The 17,213-nt window shown below is 52.7% G+C and carries 23 protein-coding genes and 4 pseudogenes; 19 read left to right on the top strand and 8 right to left on the bottom strand.

The window, feature by feature from the left end; all coding sequences use genetic code 11:
• Positions 1-147: 147 nt before the first annotated feature.
• The 3 genes from GFU70_RS18635 to GFU70_RS18625 form a co-directional block, all read right to left on the bottom strand.
• Positions 148-357, bottom strand: coding sequence for a hypothetical protein (locus GFU70_RS18635; protein ID WP_058542881.1), 210 nt, complete (start codon positions 355-357; stop codon positions 148-150).
• A gap of 386 nt (positions 358-743) precedes the next feature.
• Complete coding sequence (locus tag GFU70_RS18630; RefSeq protein ID WP_116641690.1) at positions 744-1,007, bottom strand: type II toxin-antitoxin system RelE family toxin; 264 nt, start codon at positions 1,005-1,007, stop codon at positions 744-746.
• A 12-nt stretch (positions 1,008-1,019) separates the two neighbouring features.
• Positions 1,020-1,307, bottom strand: coding sequence for a type II toxin-antitoxin system Phd/YefM family antitoxin (locus GFU70_RS18625; RefSeq protein ID WP_058542883.1), 288 nt, complete (start codon positions 1,305-1,307; stop codon positions 1,020-1,022).
• 668 nt (positions 1,308-1,975) lie between these two features.
• Here GFU70_RS18625 and GFU70_RS18620 point away from each other — a divergent pair.
• The gene (locus tag GFU70_RS18620) at positions 1,976-2,248 is read left to right on the top strand and encodes a hypothetical protein (protein ID WP_003203821.1); all 273 of its coding nucleotides are present in this window, start codon (positions 1,976-1,978) and stop codon (positions 2,246-2,248) included.
• A gap of 128 nt (positions 2,249-2,376) precedes the next feature.
• On the opposite strand, the gene GFU70_RS18615 is transcribed toward GFU70_RS18620, so the two are convergent.
• Both GFU70_RS18615 and GFU70_RS29160 read right to left on the bottom strand, forming a co-directional pair.
• Entirely contained in the window at positions 2,377-2,685 is a 309-nt protein-coding gene (locus GFU70_RS18615; RefSeq protein WP_038858737.1) for an addiction module antidote protein, read from the bottom strand.
• A gap of 2 nt (positions 2,686-2,687) precedes the next feature.
• Positions 2,688-2,810: pseudogene (locus GFU70_RS29160) on the bottom strand (type II toxin-antitoxin system RelE/ParE family toxin); the annotation flags it as partial.
• 651 nt (positions 2,811-3,461) lie between these two features.
• Between GFU70_RS29160 and GFU70_RS18610 the strand changes: the two are divergent.
• From GFU70_RS18610 to GFU70_RS18585, 6 genes and pseudogenes are all read left to right on the top strand, one after another.
• The gene (locus GFU70_RS18610; protein ID WP_153388580.1) at positions 3,462-4,268 is read left to right on the top strand and encodes a DUF4276 family protein; all 807 of its coding nucleotides are present in this window, start codon (positions 3,462-3,464) and stop codon (positions 4,266-4,268) included.
• The gene (locus GFU70_RS18605) at positions 4,265-4,906 is read left to right on the top strand and encodes a hypothetical protein (protein ID WP_153388579.1); all 642 of its coding nucleotides are present in this window, start codon (positions 4,265-4,267) and stop codon (positions 4,904-4,906) included. The genes GFU70_RS18610 and GFU70_RS18605 overlap by 4 nt, the downstream gene beginning before the upstream one ends.
• A gap of 333 nt (positions 4,907-5,239) precedes the next feature.
• Positions 5,240-5,563, top strand: a pseudogene (locus GFU70_RS18600) (tyrosine-type recombinase/integrase); the annotation flags it as partial.
• 87 nt (positions 5,564-5,650) lie between these two features.
• Positions 5,651-6,010, top strand: a complete 360-nt coding sequence (gene tnpB, locus GFU70_RS18595) for an IS66 family insertion sequence element accessory protein TnpB (protein ID WP_226920929.1) — start codon at positions 5,651-5,653, stop codon at positions 6,008-6,010.
• A gap of 18 nt (positions 6,011-6,028) precedes the next feature.
• A complete protein-coding gene (gene tnpC, locus GFU70_RS18590; protein WP_153387853.1) occupies positions 6,029-7,573 on the top strand; it encodes an IS66 family transposase in 1,545 nt (514 codons plus the stop codon).
• A 46-nt stretch (positions 7,574-7,619) separates the two neighbouring features.
• Positions 7,620-7,835, top strand: a pseudogene (locus GFU70_RS18585) (tyrosine-type recombinase/integrase); the annotation flags it as partial.
• A gap of 192 nt (positions 7,836-8,027) precedes the next feature.
• On the opposite strand, the gene GFU70_RS18580 reads toward GFU70_RS18585, so the two are convergent.
• Together GFU70_RS18580 and GFU70_RS18575 are read right to left on the bottom strand one after the other, a co-directional pair.
• Entirely contained in the window at positions 8,028-9,020 is a 993-nt protein-coding gene (locus tag GFU70_RS18580; protein WP_153388578.1) for a hypothetical protein, read from the bottom strand.
• Between the two features lie 305 nt (positions 9,021-9,325).
• Positions 9,326-9,511 (bottom strand): annotated as a pseudogene (locus GFU70_RS18575) (type II toxin-antitoxin system RelE/ParE family toxin); the annotation flags it as partial.
• Here GFU70_RS18575 and GFU70_RS18570 point away from each other — a divergent pair.
• The 6 genes from GFU70_RS18570 to GFU70_RS18545 all read left to right on the top strand — a co-directional run bounded on the left by GFU70_RS18570 (position 9,467) and on the right by GFU70_RS18545 (position 12,994).
• Positions 9,467-9,625 (top strand): hypothetical protein, encoded by a 159-nt coding sequence (locus GFU70_RS18570; RefSeq protein ID WP_193034322.1) that lies wholly within the window; start codon positions 9,467-9,469, stop codon positions 9,623-9,625. The pseudogene GFU70_RS18575 and the gene GFU70_RS18570 sit on opposite strands and share 45 nt — an antisense overlap.
• A gap of 162 nt (positions 9,626-9,787) precedes the next feature.
• A complete protein-coding gene (locus GFU70_RS18565) occupies positions 9,788-10,333 on the top strand; it encodes a DUF4410 domain-containing protein (protein ID WP_116641695.1) in 546 nt (181 codons plus the stop codon).
• 537 nt (positions 10,334-10,870) lie between these two features.
• On the top strand, positions 10,871-11,296 hold the full coding sequence (locus tag GFU70_RS28800) for a hypothetical protein (protein WP_003203795.1): 426 nt from the start codon (positions 10,871-10,873) through the stop codon (positions 11,294-11,296).
• Between the two features lie 105 nt (positions 11,297-11,401).
• A complete protein-coding gene (locus GFU70_RS18555; protein WP_007895617.1) occupies positions 11,402-11,602 on the top strand; it encodes a hypothetical protein in 201 nt (66 codons plus the stop codon).
• A gap of 337 nt (positions 11,603-11,939) precedes the next feature.
• Positions 11,940-12,446: an AAA family ATPase gene (locus GFU70_RS18550; RefSeq protein ID WP_058542887.1), complete on the top strand. Its 507-nt coding sequence runs from the start codon at positions 11,940-11,942 to the stop codon at positions 12,444-12,446.
• 335 nt (positions 12,447-12,781) lie between these two features.
• Entirely contained in the window at positions 12,782-12,994 is a 213-nt protein-coding gene (locus GFU70_RS18545; protein ID WP_058542888.1) for a hypothetical protein, read from the top strand.
• A gap of 63 nt (positions 12,995-13,057) precedes the next feature.
• Here the strand turns inward: GFU70_RS18545 and GFU70_RS18540 are convergent, their stop codons facing one another.
• Positions 13,058-13,981, bottom strand: a complete 924-nt coding sequence (locus GFU70_RS18540) for a LysR substrate-binding domain-containing protein (RefSeq protein ID WP_116641702.1) — start codon at positions 13,979-13,981, stop codon at positions 13,058-13,060.
• Between the two features lie 106 nt (positions 13,982-14,087).
• On the opposite strand from GFU70_RS18540, the gene GFU70_RS18535 reads away from it, so the two are divergent.
• The 6 genes from GFU70_RS18535 to GFU70_RS18510 all read left to right on the top strand — a co-directional run bounded on the left by GFU70_RS18535 (position 14,088) and on the right by GFU70_RS18510 (position 17,094).
• The gene (locus GFU70_RS18535; protein WP_058542890.1) at positions 14,088-14,537 is read left to right on the top strand and encodes a PACE efflux transporter; all 450 of its coding nucleotides are present in this window, start codon (positions 14,088-14,090) and stop codon (positions 14,535-14,537) included.
• 120 nt (positions 14,538-14,657) lie between these two features.
• The gene (locus GFU70_RS18530; protein ID WP_153388577.1) at positions 14,658-15,068 is read left to right on the top strand and encodes a hypothetical protein; all 411 of its coding nucleotides are present in this window, start codon (positions 14,658-14,660) and stop codon (positions 15,066-15,068) included.
• Positions 15,069-15,216: 148 nt separating this feature from the next.
• Positions 15,217-15,585 (top strand): hypothetical protein, encoded by a 369-nt coding sequence (locus GFU70_RS18525; protein ID WP_058542892.1) that lies wholly within the window; start codon positions 15,217-15,219, stop codon positions 15,583-15,585.
• A 183-nt stretch (positions 15,586-15,768) separates the two neighbouring features.
• Positions 15,769-16,050 carry a hypothetical protein gene (locus GFU70_RS18520; RefSeq protein WP_058542893.1) on the top strand — a complete coding sequence of 94 codons (282 nt, stop codon included), beginning with the start codon at positions 15,769-15,771 and terminating at the stop codon, positions 16,048-16,050.
• An 84-nt stretch (positions 16,051-16,134) separates the two neighbouring features.
• Entirely contained in the window at positions 16,135-16,533 is a 399-nt protein-coding gene (locus GFU70_RS18515) for a hypothetical protein (protein WP_058542915.1), read from the top strand.
• Positions 16,534-16,950: 417 nt separating this feature from the next.
• A complete protein-coding gene (locus GFU70_RS18510) occupies positions 16,951-17,094 on the top strand; it encodes a hypothetical protein (protein ID WP_193034258.1) in 144 nt (47 codons plus the stop codon).
• The last annotated feature ends 119 nt before the right edge of the window (positions 17,095-17,213 follow it).

Below are 17,213 nucleotides of genomic sequence, written 5' to 3'. Positions count from 1 at the left end.
GGTGCAAGCGCTGCGGCGGAGTGCAGCAAGAGGTAGATAGATCAATGCAATTCCCTCATTCCCCAACGTGCACCCTGTTCGGTGCAAACATCCAACCATGGGTGGCGCTGGACGATGTAAAGCCTGTGGTTGATAACCATGAGCAGGTCACTCAGGTGTCATCAGGACCGCAAGCGTCATCTTGATGAACTCCTCGTTCTTGTCGATGGTGTCCAGGGCGCCGCGTACGTTGTCAGCGACGTCGGTGGAGCCGTGCCGTTCGACCCAATTGGACAGCTCCATGATGGCCGCTTCGAGGGCCAGTTGGTTTTCATGGATCTTGAATAGCAGGGAAGGGAGAAGGTCCGAGTTGGGCATGTGACGACTCCTTGGGCAATGGAATCAGCGTAGCAGTTTGGGAAGGGTATTCGGTCGGCAGGACGCCGGGGGAGGGAGGTACCACTGTAGGAATATACAACGCTAAGTTATTGATTCTTATAGGATGGTAACGCTGTTTTTTCTAACGCGTCGTGCAGGTGTTTTCCTTTAATTTTCATAGTGTTACACTCGATTCACGGTCACCTTGACATGGTGGGGGTCGTTGGTTCGAGTCCAATCGCGCCTACCAAACAAAATCCGCTCTGCTGGGCGGTCTAGAAGGGTCAACCGAGAGGTTGGCCCTTTTTTGCGTCTGGGGTTTGGGGAAACCTATATAGTGGAAGTCACTGATAGCCCGCTGATGCGCGGGCTTTTTCGGTACGCGTCTATCGGTTCCCAGCCTGCTCGTACACCGAGCTTCGCTCGCGCTTACCGACGGCTAGCACCAAGATGACAATTCGCTCATCCTCAACGCGGTACACAAGTCGGTAGCCGGCGCCGCGCAATTTGATCTTGTAGCAATCCTTCATGCCGTGGAGCGCATCGCCTGGCACTCGCGGGCCGGTCTGCCGCTGCTGAAGCTTTTTGAGAAACTGGAGACGAATTGCACCGTCCAGCTTTCGCAGTTCTTTCAACGCTTCGGATCCCACTCGACTCCGTACTCAACGCCCGTTGGCTATATCTGCTTCGGCCTCGCCAATCAGATCGTCGAGAGATACGCGAACAGGTGTTTCGTTGGCGTCGAGCCGTGCCTTGGCCAGGTGTACGAGTTCCAGTTCGTCCAGGCGCTCGACCATCGCCTCATAAACATTCGCGGGGACCATATAGCCCACAACGCGGTTGTGGTTCAGCACGGCCACAGGCAAGCCATTGGCGCCGCTCAAGACGGAAGATGGGTTCTTCTTGAGTTCAGATACGCTGACGGCCACATCGGCCAGAATATTTTGCATGGATATGACTCCTGAATAGGTCTTTATTCTGGTCTTTTTATTCTGGAGTGACAACTGTGCAGGATCTTCATGCAGGCTCAAGTCCAGTCAACCGCAGCGGGGAAAGCGGGGACAGGCCACGATTATTAGATGGGCCGATTACAAGTGAGCTCAAATCGTGGTCTGTCCCCGGTTTCCGCTGCGCTGAGAATTTTTATCGAATGGATTCGCTAGCCGAAAAAGGGGACAGATTTATTTCGCCGCGCTGAAAGTCTTTTTTTGGGCTGGTTTGGGAAAAAACTGTCCTCTTTTCCGTCTCCTTTCCCCTACGCCCCTTCGCTGCGGCTTATGACGACTCAAACGAGCGTCGCGAGGGGCATTGACGCAAATTCCTACACAAACCTCGGAAGCCAGCGCATTGCAGCATCAAGGTGCGCAGCTTATTGTCCCTCTGTCGCCGAGATGGCGATTCGGGTTTGGCGACTCGACTGAATGAAGCGCAGAAGCTCCTGCTACACTGCGGGGCTTTTTTGCAGTTGCAGACTGCTTTATGGCAGCTGTGTGCGGGAGACTTTCGAGTCTGCCGGTTCGCTTTCATTCCCGGTTCGCCAACCCGAGCACAGCTGCCACCCCATTCGTTTGGCGACGTTTGAGTGGTAGTCCTTATCAATTGAATGAAGGTACTGCTCATGACCCGATACATGCCCATCACCGGCATCGACTGCATCCCCGCAACCCTGCTCATCGACACCGAAGCGCCTCTGGACGTCCTTTTCGAAACCGCCGATTACCGCATCCGCACGGTGACCCAAGTCTTGGAAAATATCGCGTTTCGCTCGGACATCAGCTCAGACACGGTGGTGCTGACTGATTTTTGCAAATTGCTGACCACATCGTTACGCGATGGTTGTGATGTCATGGATGTGATTGGAAGACGATTGCGGGCGCAGGCGGCGGAATAATGAAGACGGGCGACTTATAAGCCGCCCGTTTCATAAGAGGAAAACGGGGGGCAGACTACGATTATGAGACGGGCCGATTTTACAAGCGAACTCAAAATCGTGGTTTGTCCCGGTGTCTAATCCGTTCGTCAGGCCGGTGAATGATTAGCTGCATGCCCAGGCTGCGCATGAAGATCAATGCCTAGCGCATGAATGACCTTGAGTACGGTATCAAATCTCGGCTTTGATCCGGGTGCGAACGCCTTGTACAAGCTTTCTCGCCCCATGCCAGAGTCTTTAGCGATCTGCGCCATGCCGCGGGCCTTGGCCACATAGCCAATCGCTCGGAGAAACTCCTCGCTATCGCCATCAGCCAGCACCTGAGAAAGGTATTCGCTGATTGCTTCGTCGCTATCGAGAAGTGCCGCCATGTCAAATGTCGTCAGGTGTTGGCTCATGCTCAAATCTCCTTTGCCGATTTCTTCGCTCGCCGGATATCAGCACGCTGTGAAGACTTGTCACCACCGGCCAGTAGCACGATGACCACTCCACTGCGCAAGGTGAAATAGACCCGGTAGCCAGCTGGGTAATTGCACTGAGTTGACCACCTGTTTGCATTCGACTTGACCAGCCATTTGCATCGGACGTGACCAGCGCACGGGTGCGTCTTGACCGGCAGGAATCGGCCGATTCTGTTGAAAAAGTCGGTCATGGTTTCCACAACAGAAAAGTACGCGTTTGAGATTGAAATCTTTGCGTTGAGCAGAAGACTCCGGGCTCAGATTTCGCGTAGCGGCGCGTAAAAAAGGCGTTTTCAGCGGTCAGTGTCCGGGCAGTCTGGAAGAAGCGACTTTTTCAACAGAATCGGCCAAAAGCGGTCACTAAGGGGAGTAGATTGATCTACCCTTCGTGCTGCCTTTTTTATCGTGGCATATCACCCATTCAGGTCCTGATTTTTTATGGCATGAGCTAAGATGTGCTACCGGTAGGGCCCGCCGCATTCGGGATGGGGAGTATTAAAGTGGAGAGAAAGTTCTCTTTCGTTGACGAGTCTCAAAACCATGGCTTGGGCACATCGAAATCCGGGGTTCGGTTTTTTGTTGTTTTTTAATCTCCGGCCAGGAAAACAGCAATCGAAGTGCGATTTGGGCTGGTAAAAAAGGCATCAGTTCGCCAGATTTCAGATGAAATCATCAACAATCGAAATAGTTCAGCACAGAATTAAGGATGAATCATGCGAAAGTCATTAATGCTTCAAAACAACAACATACCGCTGGAATTTTCACAACTGGTAATATTTGTAGAGGGTGCTACGGATGCAGCCATTGTTGAAAATATCTTGTACGCCATGAACCCTCACCTTACTCCAACCATGGTGGTTTGCAATGGCAAACACCGCATAGCAAAAACCATCAAGAACTTGACTAATGATGGAAGTACTAAATACATAGCATTGATAGACGCTGATGAACCAAGTGTATTTGATTCTAGGGAAGAGGCGAAGCATCAACTTGGCAATCCCTCGATACCTGTTTTTTGTGCAGTACCTACTATCGAAGCTTGGCTATTCGCGGATGATAAAATCGCTAGTTCACTCGCAAAGAATGAATCGGCAATACGAACCATCGAGCGCATGCCGTTGCCAGAGTCGATTCCTTACCCGAAATATTTAGCAAGCCAAGTGTTACGCATCACGAAGTCGCCTCATAGATATAACGTATTGCGGAATTTAGATATTCATAGGGCGGCGGCTAGATCTCCCTCTTTAAGAAATTTCCTTGCTGGTATATGTGACGTTTTGGAGCTGGCATCGGACTTACCCGATCACTCCATGTCATCCACAGTGAGTCGTGACGTTTTTTCTACGTTGCTACGTGAACTCCCTGGGGACGCTGTAGCGTGGCGAACACTTGCTGGCGAGACTTATAGTGCAGCTGAATTGGCCAGGAATATTGGTGAGGGGACAGAGATTGGAAAGCAGTATGTGACTGAATTACTTAGAGTTGCTCGGGATTTTACGCTGCGAAAGGCAAAAAAATGACTATTTTTTTCGTCACTCATAGCGATAGACAAACCGCAGCCAATCTTGCAGTTGCAAAGAAGATAGCTGCACACACTGATATAGAATTGTTTGGTTGCGATGCGTTGCGAGATAGGCTTCATGACCAGTTACTGGGAGAAAAGCGCGCTATTTTCTCGATGAGCCATGGCTCGCGTTTGGCAATTATTGATAGCGATGGCGTTGAGGCCGTTGTGGAAAATGACGGGCGCGCGTTGACCGGTTTCAAAGTCTATGCCTGGGCGTGTTCGACCGCTAGATTATTAGGCGGTGTATTGGCGCAGAAAGATATTCACTGGTGGGGTTATGATGCCACCATAACAGCTCCCGATGATCGACAGGAATATCTCGATATTTTTGCTGAGGTGATGTCAATTGCGAAGAACAACTTCGAGCATGGTGTTGATCATTCTAGCGTGCAAATAATTCTAGACTTGATAAAGGACGCATGCCACGCAGCGGAAAAAAAGTTGGACAGTGTTGGCGCAGCTGAAGATGAAGATGCAATGGCGCTATATTGCTGCTGCTATCAAATATGGTCTCGCCTGTGCATATGGTTGCCTGGGGCACAACAACCTATCAAGCACGGAGATGCTCCTCCTGCGTACATTGATATGTAGGCCATGTATACAAAACCCCTGAAGTTTAATGGATAGGCTCGGGTACATTCGAGGTGTCTCGGCACTTTGCTGTTCAGTGTTGAGTTTGCTAATGATATGACTCGTACTACACCGCTGAGAGAACCTCACGATGCTCGTGATTTGTAATGCGTGGATGGATAATATCCACTGGTCACAGATGGCGAGCTCTGTTGAAAAATTCCGCCTTGATTTCCATGACAGTAAAGTGCGCGTCTGAGATTGAAATTCTGAATCTTCGCAGAGGTTTTCGAGCTGAGACTTCACGTATAAGCGTGCTAAAAATCTTCTCTCACCGCTCAATGCTCCGACAGTTTGGGTAAACAAGTAAGGCTTCAAATTGCGGAAAGAACCCGAGATCTGGCTCTTTTCGATCTGGCCATAGACAGTAAGCTTCGAGCCTGCGACTTAACCAAGCTCCGCGTGCGCGATGTCGCTCATGGCGAGCACGTATCATCATGAGCCATGGTGATGCAGCAGAAAACGCAGCGGCCTGTGCAGTTTGAGATCACTGAGCAAACACGGTCTGCTCTCGCGGCCTGGATACATCGGGCCCAGCTACGCAGCGAGGACTGCCTGTTTCCTAGCCGGCTGCATACTTCAGACCATCTATCTACTCGTCAATACGCTCGTATCGTCAGTAAGTGATCCATGACCCCCACATTCCAAGCCCGCATTTGATCCCCGATGCTTCGCTCCCGATCTCTTTCTGGAGCCAGCCCCGCCATGATGCGACCCGACGCCAAAGTCGAAAAAGTGTACCTCTACCCCAAGCCGGTGGACTTTCGAAAATCTATCGACGGCCTCGCCGCGTTGGTCGAACTGGATATAAAAGTGGCGGTATTCGATCCAATACTTTTCGTCTTTCTCAACAAGTCCCGCAACCGCGTGAAGATCTTGTACTGGGAGCGCAACGGCTTCTGTCTTTGGCTCAAGCGCTTAGAATCCGAGCGCTTCAAAACGTCGCCCGATGCCACGGACGAGGCGATTATCCTCAGCGTCCAGGAGCTGAACTGGCTGCTCGACGGTTTTGATCTCTGGCGTAACCGTCCTCATCAAGTTTTGACGCCGCGCTACGTGGCGTGACTCGGTATAATCCGGGCCATGATTTCTCTACCCGACGACCTTCCTGATGATCCTGTTTTGCTCAAGCAATTGCTGCTTGAGGCACTCAGTCGCCAGGAAGAATCGGCGCAAGCTTATCAGACCCATATTGTCGACCTGAAAGAACAGATCAAGCTGTTGCGCGACCGTCTATTTGGGCGCAAGTCCGAGCAAACTGTTGAGCCCAACACGCCGCAATTGGCCTTGTTCAACGAGCCTGAAAGCGAACCCATGCCGCTAGTTGGCGACGCTGATGAAGAAGTCGTTGCACCGACACCTCGCCGTGGCAAACGCAAGCCGTTGTCGGCTGAGCTGCCACGTATCGAAGTTATCCATGAACTGCCCGAACACGAGCTGACCTGTGCCTGTGGTTGCCGCAAACATGCCATTGGTGAGGAAACCAGCGAGCAGTTGGATATCGTGCCGATGCAGATCCGCGTCATCAAACATATCCGCAAGATCTACGCTTGCCGAGGCTGCGAAACTGCACCGGTCACCGTCGACAAACCGGCCCAGTTGATCGAAAAAAGCATGGCCAGCCCTAGCGTGTTGGCGATGCTGCTGACCACCAAATATGTTGATGGCTTGCCGTTGCACCGGTTTGAAACGGTGCTAAGCCGACATGGCATTGATATTCCGCGCCAGACTCTCGCGCGCTGGATCATCCAGTGCAGCGAGCACTTTCAGCCACTGTTGAATTTGATGCGCGACCGATTACTGGAAAGTCCGGTGATCCATTGCGATGAAACCCGCGTCCAAGTGTTGAAAGAGCCGGATCGAGACCCGACCAGTCAATCCTGGATGTGGGTGCAAGCCAGTGGTCCGTCGGATCGAAAAGTCGTGCTATTCGATTACACGTCCAGCCGTGCGCAGGAGGTGCCGTTGCGTTTGCTGGAAAGCTATCGTGGCTATGTCATGACCGATGATTACGCTGGCTATAACGCCTTGGCGTTGCAACCGGGCGTGGAGCGCTTGGCGTGCATGGCCCATGCACGACGTAAGTTCGTGGACGCGCAAAAAGTGCAACCCAAGGGCAAGACGGGACGTGCGGATATCGCGCTGACGATGATTAACAAACTGTATGGAGTCGAGCGTGAACTTAAGGTTGCCAGTGATGAACAGCGGTTTATCGCTCGCCAGGAAAAGAGCCTGCCGATCTTGGGGCAGCTGAAAGTCTGGCTGGATAAAACCCAATCCCAGGTGACGCCGCAAAGTGCATTAGGCAAGGCGGTGCATTATCTGGCGAATAACTGGAGCCGACTGGAGCGCTATGTCGAAGCGGGTTATCTGCCCATCGACAACAACCCGGCCGAAAGAGCGATCAAGCCGTTTGTCATTGGACGCAAGGCCTGGCTGTTCAGCGATACCGTCAACGGCGCCACTGCCAGCGCAAAGATCTACAGCCTGGTCGAGACCGCCAAGGTCAACGGCCAAGAGCCCTATACGTGGTTGCGCCACGTACTGGAGCGGCTGCCTCAGGCTTCGTCGCTTGAAGATTATGAAGCCTTGCTGCCGTGGAACTGCTCGCCAGAAATGCCACGGTAAACCGTTAATCCACTGTTGGGTAGGTGGGGTTTATGGATCGCATACTATCGTCAAAGGCTGGGTGAAAGCCGTGGGCCTTGATCCAGCCATGTATGGCACCCACACAATGCGACGTACGAAGGCATCACTGATATATCGCAGGACGAAGAACCTGCAAGCGGTTCAGTTGCTGCTCGGCCATACGAAGCTGGAGAGTACTGTTCGATACCTTGGGATTGAGGTCGATGACGCCCTAGAGATGGCGGAACAGACTGAGGTTTGACCATGTATAGCGACGGTCGACGTCAGACCGTCGCTAACCGGCCAAAAGCGACCGTTCAAAAAGTGTCTAGTTAAAGCCGGGCGATCCTTAGTGGCATTCCCTCAGAACATCCCGCCCGGCCTATGATGCGTGCTCGCCCAAGCGACATCCCCAGTTTTCAGCTAAGGCATAGGCCACGGCACTAGAGTAGTCCTATGGTGTAACTACTTTCATTAGTTCATCATAGACAAGTTTCAAATACTGAGAGCTGCTTTCATCAACACAAGGCTTCCAATTAGACACTACACTATGAGCTTCTCGCAGGTCGGAAGGTTCAACGCTTTTTAACGTGTCGATTACAAACATGGCGTGACCATAAAACTCCAGCCAATGATTGACATGACTCCCTTTTACGCCTTGGTAGTACTCGATGCCCTGATAACCTCTCATTTCAAAGTACATCCCGAGAACTTCACACCAGGCCTTATTGGTCTCGTTCTTTGAAAGCTGGAATTTTTCTGGGATCGCATCCCAGTTCAGCTTGCGTAGAGCCATATTGAGTTCTGCGAACTCGTATGCTGTGAATTTCGGTTTTAGATTTATCTTTATACGATACTTCTCAACTTCATCATAAGCCTCTCGAATTGTTTTAATCCCTCTCAAGGGCTCGCCACTATCATCTTGTAGCCTGCTACTGTATGAGTCCAACGCCTGTTTCAGGTCGCTAGCAAATTCTGCGCATATTGCTTCTGTGATTGTGACGCACAGCGAACTAAGGAAAAACATATCTGCAATAGAATTTGGATGTTCCTGATTCCTGGTGTAATCACTAAGCAAAATAACTTCTTCCTTATTTTTTTCCTCTCTAAAGTTATGGGCGGCAAGTGCGTTTCTATAAGATCTCAAACCCTTCAGCTCTTCGATTCTTTCCAGTGCCGGCTTGGTGATTCTACATAACTCCTTCACTCTTTCACTATCTTTTGCCAATGATCTGAATGCTCTAAATTCATCCAAAAACGCACATACATCAATGACTTGCTTTAAGAACAGCGATCGCTTGAGATCTTCATTGAAGTGATCAAGATCCTTGCATCGCCTACCATATTTTTTCGCCAAGGAAACGGATGACTCAATTAAATACAAGTCTCTTTCGAACTTTTCCTTAAGGAGGTTGAAAACTATCAAGCTGTCATGTATTTTTTTCATTTAAATCCCTTTAAGATAATTTTAAATATTTAACCAAACGATTGTTGAATTGTAATGATGCTCTGCCTATAAATTTCAGAGCTAAACGTCGCTTATACGCTAATCGGAGAGGCTACCAGAATTTGACAACACGTAGCTCCATGAATCGGCACTCTTCCGTAGACGCTTTCAAAAGACTGCTCCTGGCCGTTATCTGCCGGTCAAGACGTACCCGTGCGCGTGGTCACATCCGATGCAAATGGCTGGTCAAGTCGAATGCAAACAGGTGGTCAAGTGGTAGGCAAACGCGTGGTCAAGTCAGGCGCAATTTCCCAGCCAGCGCCTACATCCACACGCAACTCTGAAATACCATCACCGACAGGTTTCACATCGCCCAGGTTATCTGCTGCAGCGCGATCAATGCGGCGGGCGATAGCGATTTTTGCTCGCAGATCACGGACCGATGAATGCCAAGCAGTGAACGTCTGCGTTTGCTGGATGAGATCATTTATGAGTGGACCGTATCCAGCTGGATACAGGCAGTCAAGATGCCGATGCTGGTCATCCCCAGTATTCTCAATCCGGGGTGGGTAGGGAAGAAAATGGGGACAGCCCATGACCTGTGAACTAAAAACCATGGTCTGTCGCCAGTCTTTGCTGACCTCGCCCTTGGCTCGTAGCAGCGAAGTAATGGTGCTAAATTCTGCGCGTCCCAGCGTGCGGGCTCGTCTGGCTCGGCGGGGATATTTAACGCCTCTCTCAACCGATTTTGTGGATATGGAAATTCAATGAACACGTCCAAGCTTTCGATTGCGCTGTCCTGTGCTGTTGCTGTTCTGATGTTGGGCGGATGCGCTGCCTCTGTTAAAAGCGGCGGGACTGAAACACTCGTCATTCAGGAGTCAGCCAAGCAAAATCTGGTCGTAAACTTTCAAGGTAATAGCAAGGTTCAACAAAACGAGGACTGGCCTCGCTTGAGGCAAGAATGGAATGACGCCCTGCAAGTCGAAGCAACTCGCGCCGGCTACAGCCTTACAGAGACTCAGGCATCAAGCCTCGACGGCAAGGACGGTGTCGGTATCAAGATCAACGTGACCAATTTCCGTTACCTGACACCAGGTGCTCGCTACGGAGCCGGGGTCATGGTGGGAAATGCGTGGGTCAATTCCAGTGCAGACTACTCGGACTTGGAATCGGGCCGCCTGATTGGAACTCGGACATATGACACGTCGTCGTCTGCTTGGGAAGGTGTCATGTCGGCTATGACCAAAGAGCAGGTTCAGGCTATTTCTCAGAAAATCATCAGTGACATCAAGAGCGCAAAAGCCAAGTAATGCGATCCTGGTTAACCGGCGTCCTGAGTCGACGAATAAAGCGGGTTGCGGAAGAGCGCGGATGACTCAATGGAAAACACAGGGGGTCTGGAGTAAGGCGTGGACCTATGCGTTGTTGGTATTTCTCGTAGTGTTTACCTTTTACTCCGACGCGACCTGGTTGGGCGACGGCTCATCCAAGCCCAGGCGGGTCTTCAGCCCCGGCTTCATCGCGTTCTGCGCATTGGTGGCTGTGTTTGAACTAATGGTGCTGAATCACTTCTATGGTGCGAGTAGATGAGGTGAGAGTTAAAGGATTGAGGGGATGCGGGGCAGGCCACGATTATGAGACGGGCTGATTACAGATGAACTCAAAATCGTGGTCTGTCCCCTGTTTCCCCTGTTTCCCACCTCACGCCCGGCTGCATCCCTCCAGCTTCCAATCCGGCCCCGGAACTTTTCCTTAAAATGATGTCAATTTGATAGCGTTTCGCGACGCTCCTAAATGAGGATCAACCAGTGCCAGGCTGTTTCCTGGCAGACCCAGGAACGTATGAAATGAAAGTGATTCTTGCGATGGTATTGATGTTCAGCGGTTACGCCTTTGCCGGTTGTGGCAACATCGATGATCATGACCAGCGCGCTTATTGCAATGCCAGGGAGAGCGGCAGCAGTTGCGGAAACATCGATAATCACGATTTGCGCGCGGCGTGTAACGCAGAGCTGGGAGGCAGTTCTTGCGGCAACATTGATGATCATGACCAGCGGGCGTATTGCAATGCCAAGCAGGGCGGTAGCAGTTGCGGCAACATCGATAATCATGACTTGCGTGCGCGATGCAACGCGGAGACGGGTAGCAGTTCCTGCGGCAACATCGATGACCATGACCAGCGCGCCTACTGCAATGCCACCACCGGCAGCAGTAGTTGCGGGAATATCGACAATCATGATCTACGCGTCCAGTGTGAGTCCGCGAAGCGCTGATTGGGGCATCGGCGGTGGAATGGGTAGGGAGCACCTGCATAGCGTTCTGCCGTGATGTATCTGCGTCGAAGCTGATGAAGCAACGCCCCGAGGAAGGGTTGATCAATGCCAAAGAAACATCAGGAAAGCAAAGCAGCGACTGCTGCTGACATTGAGCGCTCCATCCAGGCACTGAACAAAATGGCAGAACGCCTCTGGGGCGATGGTCGGGAGGCTGAGGCGAAAGCCCTGCTCGATGCCTTGGATGCTTTAAACAGGGCGCTCGATAGGATCAGGATCGGGGAGAGTCGCAGGGTTCTTCATTGAAGCGTGAGGAGAGATGGGGCACACCCACGATATGAAACGGGCTGATTACCGATAAACTCAAAATCGTGGATTGTCGCTGGTATCTAGGCGTCGGCATACGTTTGGCGCGCAAAGAAAAGCCCGACTGGGGAGGCCGGGCTAAAAGGGTTTCACTAGGAGCTGAGATGACCATAGGCGCTCGGCTGTGAAAGGGATGTGAAAGATTGCGTCCAGTACGAGTTATAAAATCGTGGTCTGTCCCTGGTCTCATTACGGCGAGCGAGCGGGATAGAGCAATCGCTGCCGGATAACTGGCTTCTGGCTACACTGGGTTAGCTCACTCATCGAAGGACATGGAATGCTCATCGTCTTCAGCGGCCTTCCCGGCACCGGAAAAACGACTATCGCTAATGATCTTGCCGCTACAACAGGCGCCGTGTACCTGCGGATCGATACGATTGAGCAGGCGATTCGAAACTCGGGTGCTCTTGCGCGAGATGTGGGACGCAGTGGTTACATGGTTGCTAATGAGCTAGCCCTGAGCAACCTTCGTTTGGGTCGCACAGTCATCGTTGATTGTGTCAATCCCGTTCTCGAAAGCCGAATTGCGTGGAGCGAAATAGCCTCACAGGCGGGTATTCGATTGGCAAATATCCAAGTGATTTGCTCCGATAAACATGAGCATCAGCGCCGGGTCGAAACAAGGAGGGTTGATATTCCCGGGCTGACGCCACCCACCTGGCAGTCGGTACTGGATCACGAATATGAGCCGTGGGATGAAGCTCCGTTTTGCATAGACACGGCTCTGATCTCTCCGGTGCAAGCGGTCGCGATGATCATCAATCGACACGGTGGTGCTGACTGATTTTTGTAAATTGCTGACCACATCGTTACGTGATGGTTGTGATGTCATGGATTTGATTGGACGACTGCGGGCGCAGGCGGCGGAATAATGAAGACGGGCGACTTATAAGTTGCCCGCTTCGTAAGATGTGGGACAGCTCCAAGAACGGAAGAGGGGGTAGGAGTCCAGCTACATCGCACTTGACGCATAACAGTCAGGATTGGAACCGGTAAAGGCGGCTACGAAATGAATTTACCGGCGGTCCGACCTTTTGGAATTGCTGTCACCCGGGGGACTCCACTCATAGAGAAATATGTATTTCTCAATGGCGGTGAACACCGCCCGAGGTAAATGGAATGACGTCGTTCGAAGAATTCAGGGCCGCATCCCATGAGCTTCTCAAAGAGCTGGACGCTGCGACGATAAAAATGATGATGCTGGTTTCTGCCAAAGAGGTATCCGGTCCTTTTTGGGAGGATGCTGCCCAGCGACATCATGACGCTGTAGATGCTTGGCACTCCTTTCTCAATATCCCTACGGATTTCGCTGTGAATCCGCCTGTTCCCTGAGGGGGGGAAGGAAAGGGACGGGGCGAATTCTGCCCTTTTTTCGGCGCTGAAGGCGCCATTGGATCAGTCTTGGTCCAAGGTGTCGCTGGCAGGAGCATCCGCTTCAGCGATGCTCCGCCCCAACAACCACTCACTAAACACCCGCACCGCCGCCTGCCGCTCCCGCCCCGGCACACACACCACCGTATACAGCGCACCCGCCAAGCGAACCTCGGGGCGATATTCAACCAGCTCCCCACGCCCGACAGCCTCAGCAACCAGCACATTACTGGCGAGCACCAGCCCGTGCCCGGCGATCGCCGCCTGCAGGGCATGCTGCTCCTCGTCATAACGCCGCAAACGCGCGTTCTCGAGCCAGCCCAGGGTGTCGGCCTTGGCGCACCACGCAGGCCAGTCGACCGCCACCTTTGCGCTGCTCAGCCAAGGCACGTCGATCAGTTCAACGGGTGAGCCCATAGCGGGTGGTTGCCAGCCGGGGCGGCAATACACGCCAAAGTACTCGTCCAGCAAAGGCTGTTCGAACAGCTGTGGGTCCGGGGTGAAGAGGGCGCGGATTGCCAGGTCGATGCTGGCGTCTCGTCGCAGGTCCACCACGTCGTTGCTGCTGTGCAGCCTGACGTCGATCTCCGGGTGCAATCGATGGAAGTCCCCGAGCCGAGGGATCAGCCACAGGCTGGCGAACGCCGGCGTTGTGCTCACCACCAGGGACTGCGCGGCACACGGTGGCGACAGCATCTGCAGGCCCTGCTGGATATCGAGCAGGGCGCGGTGCATGTAAGGGTGAAGGCGCTCGCCGTCGGCGCTCAGGCGCACGTTTTGGCTGGAGCGATCGAACAATCGCACGCCAAGGAAGGCTTCAAGGCTTTTGACCTGATGGGAGATTGCCGCCGGGCTGACGTTCAGTTCCTGGGCCGCTGCCTTGAAGCTGCCCAGCCGTGCAGCGGACTCGAAGCCGCGCAAGGCGGTGAGGGGCAGTTTGGCGAACATGGGTGGGTAGGTTACTCAGGTTGAGCGTGGCTCAATTTAGCTCAATTGTGCGCGGGTGCTCAACTTGCCAGGCTGTGGTCTACCAACCCAGCTAAGGAGCCCAGCGATGCAAGGCACGCCCCGTAAAATCCTTCAGGCCATCCTCTACGAAGCCGGTGGCGTGCTGTTCGTGGCACCGGCGCTGGCGCTGACCTACGACCAGGGCATGGGCTATTCAACCCTGCTGTCGCTGGTGATTTCCGCTGTCGCGCTGGCCTGGAACATGCTTTTCAACGGCCTGTTCGAGTGGTGGGAACGTCGCCAGCGCAGCCGCCATCGCAACTGGCAGCGACGACTGCTGCATTCCCTGGGATTTGAGGGCGGCTTGACGTTAATTCTTACCCCGGTGATCGGCGCGTGGTTGGGCATCAGCTTGTGGTTGGCGCTGGTGACCAACCTGGGGTTGTTCGTGTTTTTCTTTTTTTACGCGCTGGTTTTTCAATGGGGGTTTGATCGAGTGTTTGATGTTCCGCTTTCGGCGCAGGCCGATCAGGGTTCTGTCTCTAGTGCTCGCTGAGGCAGTTGCATGAATTTGTACGGGCGGCGATGGGCCTTTCCAGGCCGAAAGTCATTACAATTTGGCACGACGCGGGGCATTCGCAACGCACGGCATTTCATTTGAATAAGGAAGTCCTACGTGAAACGGAGTTTCTCCCTGGCGCTTGTCATCCTGGCCGCAACTCTCGGTGGCTGCGCCGCCAACAAGCCGTCCAATGATCCATCCTTGGTTGGTTCATGGAAAGGCCTGCGGGCAGAAAATGGCAAATGCCAGTTCCTCTCCTGGAACAATAACCTCAAGCCTGACGGTCGCTTCACCATCACCTTTTTCCGGGATGCCCAGCAGACCCAGCCGATTCAAACCGAACATGGCACCTGGTCCGCTGCCAATGGCAAGAACGAATTGAGAACCGAAGGCGTGCGTTTGCCAGATGTCTACACGTACAAGTTGATCGATGCCGACACGGTGCATTATGTAAGTGTGGCGTCAGACCCTTCCGGCGATTGCCAGGAAGATTATGACTTCATTGAGCGCCGCATTCGCGGTTAAGCCGATTTGACATGCGTTTGCCTTATCGGCGATGTGTTTTCCGCAATCAGGCATCTACTCGTTGGTCTGAGCCTGTTTGATCTTGCGTGAATAAATGATGCTGGTATGGTGGCGCCTCGTTTAAATCAGCATTCTAGAGGGACCTCTTATGCACTCATTTTTCGCCAAGACTTTTGGCGGTCTTACGACCAGCTACTACATCCGCCAGTTTCTTTTTGGGCTGGTGTTCACTGTGATGATCATCTCCCTGGCGGCCAACGGCCCCGGTGGAATCGGCGCGAAGCCTGGGCTGATCGTGTTGGCGATCATCAACACATTGCTTTATCCGTACTCTCGATTCGTCTACGAAAGCGTTGTTGGCTACATCATGGGTAACAATGTTTTTTTCGTGAATGCATTGTTCATGTTGATGGTGAAGGTTTTCACCATGGCCATGTGCTGGTCGTTTGCGATTTTCGTAGCGCCGGTGGGGTTGGCGTACCTGTTCTGGCGCAACAGCCGTTCGGCCGTTGAATAGATCAATAGCTCAACGCGTTTGTAGTTGAAAATTGGTGTGGGTAGGGCACGCGTGAACAGACCATGATTATGGGGAAACTCATAATCGTGGTCGGTACCCTGTTTCCCTGCACGAGGAAAGCCGCAGGGTTCTCCATTGATCCGCTAGCGGACGTGAGTCCTCAATTTACGATATGGAAATCTCATGAAAAAAAACCTCGCAATACTCGTTCTCTTGGCCTTGACCGGCTGCGCCTATCAGAAATCTCAGTACGTTCTCGATATCGAGAATGCGCCCCTGCCAACGACTCCTGAAGCAACAGCCAGCGAGTGCGCTCGCATCTACGACGAGATCGACAAGAATAACCAGGCTATGGCTCGCAGCTACCAAGACGGTAGCTTCACCATGAAGGCTCAGAACGAAAAAGATGCGCGTAATGAAGCGCTATCTATTCGGACATTCAAGATAGGCTGCCCTCGGCGGTAACGTCAGCATTAGCGGTCCCGATGGTCATTACCAACTCCGATCCCGCTATGATGCATGGCTTAGATGGTGATTGTAGATAAAACTATGCAAAAGTTGTCATTCTTCGTCAGAGTGTTGTTTGCATGTTGCCTTCTTGTCGCCACGGCTAATCACATCCGTGCAGATGCTTTACATGGTTTGCTCTGGGACTACGGATACGGACCTAGCGCTTATATGGCGAGCCGTATCTTTTGGGGAGCGCTTACATTTTTTGACCCGCTCGCAGCTCTGCTCCTGTTCCTCAAGCCAAGAGCCGGAATCATGCTTACGGCTGCGATCATCTTGGTCGACGTAGCTCACAACACTTTATACGTCGCATTGAAGCAGCAGTGGCTGGAGCCGTTCTACCTGTCCCAGGTGGCGTTCCTTACCTTTGTATGCCTGCTGTCCCCCATCGCTTGGCGCGGCTTGACTCCTGACGCTGTAATTACCAGTCCAGCCTGAGCGGCAAGGGTCCCTCACGTTGAGAGCGTCAGGCAGAGAGCCAGTACTGTGGCAGTTGCCCGGTCTGCCGAAACCGAACAGCCGGCGGTCATTGGGTGCCAGCTGTGATGCTTGAAGCGCTCCCGCCAGCGGGTCGGAGTTTCGCGATCATCTCTGCGTGCAACGGGGTGGTGGTTGATTCGTCCTGGGTGTTCACCACAGCTCCTTGGAGGGGCTGGATCGACCGTTATGAAAGCACACATTGGCCCGCCGGGGCAGGGTGTCATTGGTCGGCGACTCGTCTAGATCGGGGGGTTATACCAGGCTAAGGGTTGCCACACGGATTGTTGGCGACTACCCTGAAAATGTTTGGATTGTTACGAGAAGTTTCGTGCGTGGCGATTTTTGGTCAACCCACTTAAGGATGAGGTGAGCACTATGTTTTCTCATGAAGGTACTGCAATAGAGGTGTTGCTCTTCATTTTTGGCTTTGCCGGGTTTGCCCTGGCACTGTGGTTCGTTCATGCCTATTTCGAGCGAAAAGCTAAAAATGGTGTAAAAAAACAACATTCCGGTCATTAAGGCAATTGAGCTTCGGCCGATGGTTCTTCGTAAGCGTCTGCCGAACCCACCTTCCTGATACCTACGCTCAGGGCGATGGCGTCCATCTCTTGAGATGCCCGTTCTCGTCGGGCAAACTC

This window comes from Pseudomonas brassicacearum, assembly GCF_009601685.2.
GTDB lineage: Bacteria > Pseudomonadota > Gammaproteobacteria > Pseudomonadales > Pseudomonadaceae > Aquipseudomonas > Aquipseudomonas kilonensis_B.
This window is presented reverse-complemented; position numbering and strand designations above follow the sequence as displayed.